Source organism: Leptolyngbya sp. FACHB-711 (assembly GCF_014695615.1).
Classification (GTDB): domain Bacteria; phylum Cyanobacteriota; class Cyanobacteriia; order Elainellales; family Elainellaceae; genus Leptolyngbya_A.
In genome coordinates this window covers 1-8,425 of sequence record NZ_JACJOR010000414.1, presented here as the reverse complement: position 1 = coordinate 8,425, position 8,425 = coordinate 1, and the positions used below count along the sequence as shown (strand labels likewise).

Genomic DNA, 8,425 nt, shown 5'->3' with positions numbered 1-8,425 from the left:
CAATCATTTCGTCAATTCGCTCCTCCAGCGTTCCCATTGCCACAAACTTGTGGACAAATACGTTCTTTTTCTGCCCAATTCGGAAGGCACGATCGGTGGCTTGATCTTCAACCGCCGGATTCCACCAGCGATCGAAGTGAAAGACATGGTTTGCTTTCGTAAGTGTAATCCCCACTCCACCCGCTTTGAGAGAAAGCACAAAGACCGAAGGCTCTGTTTGGGGGTCTTGAAATTCCTGAATCATCTGTTCCCGTTTTTTGCGGGATGTTCCCCCATGCAGGTAATAGGTATTGTGGCGACCGGTGTAGCGCAGGTACTTTTCCAGGGCTTCTCCAATTTCAGTAAATTGCGTAAAGATGAGTAGACTTTCTCCTTCCGCGATCGCTTCTTGTACCATTTCATCTAAACGAGAGAGCTTGTGCGATCGCTCCGGCGTAAAATCGCTGCCGTCCTGGAGAAACTGCATCGGATGATTGCAAATTTGCTTCAGTTTGGTGAGCGTTGCCAGAATTAGCCCTTTTCGCTGAATTCCTTCAGTCGTTTGAATTTGTTCTTCGACATCTTTGACGACTGCCTCATAGAGGGAAGCTTGTTCTTTCGTCAGGTTACAGTACAGCTTTTGTTCTACTTTGTCCGGCAAGTCTTTAATGATGGCTTGATCGGTTTTGACCCGCCGCAGAATAAACGGTTCTACCAGTTTTTTGAGGGTTTCCGATTGACGCAAATCGCTATGCTTCTGAATCGGCAACTCAAAGCTACGTCGAAACTGGGTTTGATTGCCCAGATAGCCTGGATTGAGGAAATTGAAGATTGACCAGAGATCAAGCAATCGATTTTCGACCGGCGTTCCCGTCAGGGCTAATCGATGCAGTGCAGAGAGTTTCAGAATGGATTTTGTCAGATCTGCTTTGGGGTTTTTGATATTTTGAGCTTCATCTAACACAACGCGATGCCACTCAACCGAGGTGAGAAGGCGAATGTCCTTTCGTGCCAGAGTAAACGAAGTGATAATCAGGTCATGCTCAAGGCAGGTCTGCTGAAATGCTTCGCTGGCTTTTGTGCGCTGGTTGCCGTGATGCACAATGGCTTTTAACTTCGGGGCAAATTTCTGGATTTCGCGATACCAGTTGCCGACCACTGAAGTGGGTGCAATCAGGAGCGTAGGCGGAAGGGTTTTGATCCGGTTTTTCTGTGCCAGTTCCCGCTCTTGCAGCAAACGAGCAATCACCTGAATTGTCTTGCCCAAGCCCATATCATCAGCAAGACAACCGTTTAAGCCAAGCTCTTCTAGGTATTGTAGCCAAGACACTCCCCGCTTCTGATACTCGCGCAATTGGCCTTGCAGATATTTTGGATCATTGATCGGTTGAAGCTGAGTTTTATCGCCCAGGTTCGCCAGCATTTGAGACAGGGCATCGTTGCGATCGACCTGGACTTCTAGCCCAGCCTCGTCGCTGCTTGCCGTGAGTTTGAGAAAATCGAGCAAACTGAGTTCTGGGTTTTCCTGCTGCTGTGTCTTCCAAAACGTCAGCATTTGCCGCATTTTGTCTTGATCCAGCTCGATCCATTGTCCCCGGAACTTGACCAGCGGCGTTTTGGCATTCACCAACTGGTGCCATTCCTGTTCGCTGATGGATTCACTGCCAATCGCAAGTTCATATTGATATTCCACCAGATTCTCAAACGAGAAGTATTTCTTCTTTTTATCGGCTCCGCTCGATCGCGACTTGCTCTTTGCCTTTAACCGCACCTTTGCCCGCTGTCTGCCCTGAGGTGTCCACCAAGACGGCACTATCACTTTGTAGCCCGCGTTCTCCAGCACCCAGGCTGATTCTTTCAGGAAGGTAAATGCGTCATCCAAGTTGAGCAGAATACCAACAGGCTGATCGGTTTCCAATCCCTTCCACAGGGCTGGATAGATTCGTGCCGCATAGCCTAAATTCATCAGCAGGTGTTGTTCAAAGTCTTCTCCCATCTGCTTTTTTACCTGCTGCTGATGTTTGGGGCGCATCCGCCAGTAGTCGTTTAATGCAACTCGCAGGGATGGATCACTTTTGGGAGCTACCTGCAACTGAAGTTCCCACGGGTCTTCAAGCTTGACCGGGTCTTGCAACTGAAAACACAGATAAAAGGGTTGCTCAGTTTGCGTGCGAACAATGCGATCGCGCCATGCCTGCCATTGCTTGTACTGCTCCAACTTGCCTGCCGATGTCCAGGGCTTTCCTGAAGGGTGCAAACAGTAGTACAGCAAAGAATCTGCGATCGTTTTTTCGTAAGCCTGAGTCGTGGGCGTATGGGTGACAATATCCGACAACAGACACTCAGAAAAGTGCCGCAGGAGCGTTTCGCGATCGTAAAATTGAGGCGTTTCCTGGGGTTCAGTAAATCCAGCAACACAAACCAGGGGCATATAGTCCACGTATTGCTGGATGAGTGATTCGTATTCTTCCCCGATCCATTCCCAGGCGGAGTAAATTTCAAAGGGAACCGGGCTGGCTGGTTCTTCGACAATTTGGGTCGCTACGGCTGTTTTTTTGGCCAGGTTTGCCAACCGGCGAGTCGTTTGAGTTTTGCTTTTGGTCGTAGATTTGCGACCTGTTTGTCGTTTGGGAGTCGGGACAATTTCAGCGGGCACGGCTTTTGCCTGAGACGATCGACTCTTGGTTTTAGCAGCAGGTTTCGGTTGCTGTTCTCGATATTTGAGTGCCGGAATGTATTGATCTTTAAAGATCAGGCGTTTGAGAGCCTGAGTGTAGTGAAACCAGAACAGCAAATCTGACCCTAACTGGATCTCTGCCAGCTGGTGGAGAGCGAGGAAGTGCAGATCGTTGAGCAGGGGGACGACTGAATTGACAGCACTTGCTGTTCGGGTTGAGGCGATTGTGGGGTAGCAGTCTATCTGCCAATATTGCCACTGGAAGGCTTCTGGTAATTCTTCCTCTAAATATCGAGATAGCTCCAATGAAGGGAGTGGCTGATTGTCAACGGTGGGCAATAGAAAGTACTGCGCTGAAATCAAATCCTTCAGGTCTCGCGGGTTACCAAGAGGCTGTACGCCGATCTCCTGCCTTAGCAATAGTGCCAAGTCTTCTGCGACAAGTTGCCTGGGGTGCCTCTGACTCGACTGACAATGCTCGTGCTTCTCGGTCGTTTCAACCCACAGGTAAAATGCACCCGATTGGAAAAAGCCTTCTTCGCTTGCAGACTCATGCGATCGAGGAATCCAGGTTCCGTGAAGGATTTGCATAGCAACTAGCTCTGCATAATAATGCTCACCTTTCAGGGTATCAAGAGATCCCCATTTTCAATATTACAGGCGGGAAAGTTAATCGTTGGATGTCTTTCGTTCAAAACTTCGGACCCACTCGGTAGCTTGAAATTAAATGGCTACACAGTTAAACCAATCACACTCACATTGCTCATGAAGATTCTTCAAGCCACTGCAATTGGCGTACTGGGAATTTTTGCAGCTCTCTCCGCTCAAGCACAAGATGTAAACTCATCACCCTTTGGTGCAGCAGTGTTTGGGCGATGGATTGATGGCAACCAGCTAGAAGAACAAGGCGATTTTAATTCCGCTCAAATTCAGTATCAGACAGGACTTACGCAAAAGTCATTTGAACGGATGGATGCTTGAGTTGCTCCTTGAGATACTCAGAGAGCATCCCGTGCTTAACTTGATAGATAGTTCTACCACTTTCGTAGGCAACCGACTTCAGCCGACTCCAAACCAGTAAAGCACAAGCGATATGGTTGCGCTGAATGCGGGCTTTACGACATTGGCAGGTTTCGACTCCGGTGAGCCGCTTCAACTCACGGTGAAACTCCTCAATCTTCCAGCGCACGTCGCACTCATCTTGTACGGCATCAGTGGAAGCTTGAGACAAGTCGTTGGTGGCGACATAGTCCGTCCTGTGGGTGGACACACTAACCCGGAACAGTTTCACCTTTTTGTCTTTCGGGAAGCCACGAATCTTGATGAGCTTGCCTTGCTGCAACTCCTGAGCACTCCAGAGTAGTTCGTCAACCCGCTGATAATCCTGCGTACCCCCGCTATCATCCACACGCCGATTCGTCTTCAGGGGACAGTAGTAAACCTTCTGGAGCTGGTCAACCTGTGCCATCCCCTTTTGCGTGGCATACCAACTGTCCATCAATACCGTCGCAAAGGGTAGCTGCTTGCTGTAAACGGCTCCATCAAGCATAGCTGCCACATGATCAAGCTTGCTTTGTCCATCCCCCTCTGGGTCGTACAGACGGTAATCCACCACCCAGAACTGACCGGTTTCACCATTGACGTAGACGCAGCTAATCAAGCCGATCCCCCGAATGACACGGTGTTCATTGCCGCTGTATTGTCGCCTCACGAGATCAATCGAAGCTGAGTATCGCTTATCGAGGACTGTATCATCAAATAGAAGATAGGCATTGTCGCTGGGTTGCAGCAGCGTTTTGACATTGTCCCATAACAGACGAGGGGTCAGCTTTTCGCCGCGCAAATAGCGATTGATCCGATCATGGCTGATGTCGTTAAGGTGGTCAGCCAAGTTCGTCATCGTGTAGTTAATCGGACTGCTCAGCAAGTACTGGCAGTAATCCAGTTTGGTGAAGCTCATGCCTCTAGTTTATGTCTGTCTTTGCGTAAGTCCTGAGAGAGTTTAGTCTGCTCAAGGCACTGAGGTGTTTTTGCTGGTTGAGCAGAGGAAGGCTAGTAACTACGGGCATGAAGTAACCTCACGCAGGTAGTTCCGCTAAACGTTCAGGCAAAGTTGAATGTAGTGTTCTTGGGCTTCACCTGCAAGGTTAGAGATTGTCAGTCCTAATAGTCTGACTGCCTTGTGTTCTACATCTGTCGTCTCTAACAGTTCATGTGCAACATCGAGAATCAACGATCCCGCAGGGCTGCAGGCATCGGTGCCCGGTCGATTACCAATCGGTGTAACCAGTGTTCGACTGCGCGTCACTTGTTGGTAGTCAGCATATTTCACTTTTAGCGTTAACGTTCGTCCCACTGCCCTTTGGCTATCCAGGCGCCGTAGGAGAGTTCCTGCAACCTCTTCCAATGCAGTCTCGATCTCAGAACGATTGCTTAAGTCCGGGTCATAGCTATTCTCTGCCCCAATTGACTTACGAATGCGGTTGGGCTGCAGAGGACGATCGTCCTCTGCTCTGGCAATTTTGTAATAGTATTGCCCCACCTTGCCGAAGTGACGCACCAGATCGCTCAAACTCCACTGCTTCAGGTCTGCTCCCGTTTGAATACCGAGCTTGTGCATCTTTGCGGCTGTCACCTGTCCCACGCCGTAGAACTGCTCGATCGGCAATTGCTCTACGAATGCAGCCGCATCTTCGGGAGGAATAATAAATAGACCATTCGGTTTATCCATGCCAGAAGCCACTTTTGCTAAGAATTTATTAATGGAAACCCCGGCAGAAGCGGTTAGTCCCGTCTCTTCATAGATCTCCTGCTTAATGGTCTGGGCAATCCAGGTAGCAGAGGGAATATCGAACTTATTCTCGGTGACATCGAGATACGCTTCATCGAGTGCCAGCGGCTCTACCCAGTCCGTATAGCGGTAGAAGATGTTGCGGATCTGAAGGGAGATGCGGCGATACACCTCAAAGCGCGGCTTCACAAAGATGAGATGGGGACACTTTTGATGAGCGGTGCGGGAAGGCATCGCCGAATGAATGCCATAGCGTCTTGCCTCATAGCTGGCGGCTGCCACGGCTCCTCGCTTATTGGGGGAACCTCCCACGACGATTGGTTTGCCCCGGTATTTCGGCTCATCTCGTTGCTCGACCGAGGCATAAAACGCATCCATATCGACGTGGATAATCTTCCTGACTGCGGTCATAGCAGCCCTGGTTTCATTGGCTCATTAATTTTCGTCCACGCCCTTTAGCTGTCCGAGTCGTGGTTCGTGGTGCAGGCTTTGCTTTTGCTGCGGTTTTACTCGTTCTACCGCGTCGTTTGGGAGCAGCTTCCGCCTCCGGTTGAGGGTTCGCAGGAACAGTGTCAGGCTCTTCCAGTCCCGGTTGCCCTGAAGCCGCCACTTTGGGTCTACCCCGTCGCTTGGGAGCCAATTCCGGTTGCACAGTTGCGGTTGCGGGTTCTGACGGTTCCGCAGTTGCCTCTAACGGCTCTGCGGTTGCTTCCACGGCTGCCTTTGGTTGACGTCCGCGACGCTTACCTTGACCCGATTGGGATGTTTGGGTTTGCTCGCCTTTACTGAGGGACAGGTAACGTTTGAGCGAAAAAGCAGAGATAGCAATGCCCTGCTCTGCCAGAATGACAGCAATCTCATCGTAGTGATATCCTCGACTCAAAGCAGTGCGAATCGGTTGATATAACTGAGAAACTGCCTCACGCAGAGTATAGGTTTCTCTGGGTTTTTCAGGTAGGGCATCAAACACTGAAGTTAGCTGGGCAATCGAATCAGAAGCAATTTTAGACGCAGCTTGTTGACGAGTACGGGGCATAGGTGAAGGGATTGTTGTTTGAGTTTAGTAATCACTTTTTTGAGATTACCTTTAGCTTACCCGTAAATCCTCACCGTGATTCAGTCTTTAGTTCATTTTTTGCACTGTAATGGTCATCAGAAGTGCTCTACGATCGAATCTCTTGCTCCATCTACCAGGATGAGATGTGCTTACGCCATTATGCTTCGCGATTAATACAGGAAAATAGGTCAAAAGCTGCTTAAGCGATCGGATACTGATCAAGTTTCTACAGTTCTCTACGGCATTCCTCTACTATCATCAGCAATCTTGTTATAGCTAACGGGAACAATGGCTCCCACGATCCGAATGGCTGAGTTTGGCAAATATCAAATTCATTCATCTGAGCGATGAGCACGCATAGCAAACTTGCAAGCGGAATAGCAACGTTCAGCTAAACCCAAAAGGGCTGATACCAATTTAGTTTTAAGTTGCATAGAATAGGGGCAGCGTTGTACGAGTCTGCCCGATGCCTAGACGATTGCAAATCGAGATTGTGGAAAGCGCAGAAACTCTGGAGAAACAACTCAAGCACGCCCGCACCGCTAGCCAAAAGGAACGGTTGCAAATGCTGTGGTGGTTCAAGACCGGGCAGGTGAGCGAACACCAACAACTCCCACGTGATGCGCAATGAGCATACAAGCTCTGAATCCAGACCTGCTTCTTCGAGATTCACAATAGAGATTTGTTGTCTCTTACTGATTCACTTTAGCGCTTCTATCCCCGTTTACTATTGGAAGACGCACAATAATCATTCCTGCTCTAAAAACAGAAATTTATTCGTAAATATTCTGGTTCAAAGCTGTATTTCTACACAGATTGCTCAGTACTCAAGCTTGTCTTCTTCAAATCCTTGATAAATGTCGCTAACGTTGCTGAAATACCGAATAGTCGCACTTTCCAATGTTGTCCCTGAGGAGCTGAAGCATTTCTTGCAAGCCTCTGGCTCCAACTTATACGGCGATGAGCACGTTGGTCACGGCTGAGCAAAAAAGATTTCTGCTGCTCTGCTGGAGAGATCATGCTATCGAATTCAAACTGGTGTTGTCGCAAGTTCCGACTCAGATCACGCCGCAAAAGTACAGCAGGTAAATCTTCCCAAATCACCGGATAAGTGGCTTTGGATCGAGAAACGCTGATGCACCGAGTCGGAGCAGGGGTGCTATTGCAAGGGAGTGCAGGATTATCCAGTAACTTGCGTCGAATCACGGTGATGCGTCGCCCGTTGGTCATCGCCGAACCGTTTGCCACACATCGCTCTCGCAGTGGGCATTGCAGGCAAGTGCGGCGGGCCATGCTGAAGATCAACAACAAATCGCCACGACCATTGCGACGGACTTCTCTGCGGTACATGGAATGTCCAGCAGGACAACGCAGTGACCGTTCGCTCTCAAGGATGAAATCGTTACCAGCAAACTTGCCGTTCGAGCGGGCCCAACTCTCGACGACCTGCATCGGAGCATACTGCTCTGAAGGCGTGTTGTCAAACGGGGGATGGGTTTTGGTCGCTCCTAACGATGTCTGCTGAGGTTGAGGCTCTACAGGTGGTTCAGGTTCAAGACCATCCCCCTCAATCGCAGGTTGCCACAACGTCTGACGCAGGGACTCGGGGTGCTGTTTCCACCCCACCCAGACCCGCCAGTTCCACACCCATTGGGTCAAAATCTGCCAAAATTCTTGCCCTGAGGGGTGCCAACTGCACCAACGGTCGCCGTTACACTCAACGTCTTCATCCCCAAGTGACTTCTCAAAACCGCCTCGCCCCAAGTACAGGCTGACAATATCGACCGCATTGAGCGCGTGAACTGGAATCGATGTCAGCACCAACTCGTAAGCGTAATCTCCCATGCGGATGCCAATCCGGGGCTTCTGGTCTGGTTTCAACGGTGAGCGCATCACCACCCCCCGAATCGGTTGAGTATAG

General features: G+C 49.8%; 7 protein-coding genes. 2 read left to right on the top strand and 5 right to left on the bottom strand.

All coding sequences use genetic code 11. The features are described from left to right. Positions 1 to 3,247 (bottom strand): DEAD/DEAH box helicase (locus tag H6F80_RS18345; protein WP_190792970.1); only part of this gene is annotated, 3,247 nt, incomplete at its 3' end. Between the two features lie 174 nt (positions 3,248 to 3,421). On the opposite strand from H6F80_RS18345, the gene H6F80_RS18340 reads away from it, so the two are divergent. Next, a complete protein-coding gene (locus H6F80_RS18340; RefSeq protein ID WP_190792969.1) occupies positions 3,422 to 3,637 on the top strand; it encodes a hypothetical protein in 216 nt (71 codons plus the stop codon). On the opposite strand, the gene H6F80_RS18335 is transcribed toward H6F80_RS18340, so the two are convergent. The 3 genes from H6F80_RS18335 to H6F80_RS18325 all read right to left on the bottom strand — a co-directional run bounded on the left by H6F80_RS18335 (position 3,603) and on the right by H6F80_RS18325 (position 6,483). Next, complete coding sequence (locus tag H6F80_RS18335; protein ID WP_190792968.1) at positions 3,603 to 4,616, bottom strand: IS701 family transposase; 1,014 nt, start codon at positions 4,614 to 4,616, stop codon at positions 3,603 to 3,605. The genes H6F80_RS18340 and H6F80_RS18335 overlap by 35 nt on opposite strands. 135 nt (positions 4,617 to 4,751) lie before the next feature. Next, positions 4,752 to 5,858: a DNA polymerase IV gene (gene dinB / locus H6F80_RS18330; protein WP_190792967.1), complete on the bottom strand. Its 1,107-nt coding sequence runs from the start codon at positions 5,856 to 5,858 to the stop codon at positions 4,752 to 4,754. A 13-nt stretch (positions 5,859 to 5,871) separates the two neighbouring features. After that, complete coding sequence (locus H6F80_RS18325; protein ID WP_190792966.1) at positions 5,872 to 6,483, bottom strand: NADH-quinone oxidoreductase subunit E; 612 nt, start codon at positions 6,481 to 6,483, stop codon at positions 5,872 to 5,874. A gap of 487 nt (positions 6,484 to 6,970) precedes the next feature. On the opposite strand from H6F80_RS18325, the gene H6F80_RS18320 reads away from it, so the two are divergent. Further along, positions 6,971 to 7,135: a hypothetical protein gene (locus tag H6F80_RS18320; protein WP_190792965.1), complete on the top strand. Its 165-nt coding sequence runs from the start codon at positions 6,971 to 6,973 to the stop codon at positions 7,133 to 7,135. 176 nt (positions 7,136 to 7,311) lie between these two features. Here H6F80_RS18320 and H6F80_RS18315 read toward each other — a convergent pair. Continuing rightward, on the bottom strand, positions 7,312 to 8,425 hold a 1,114-nt coding region (locus H6F80_RS18315), incomplete at its 5' end, for a hypothetical protein (protein WP_206755092.1).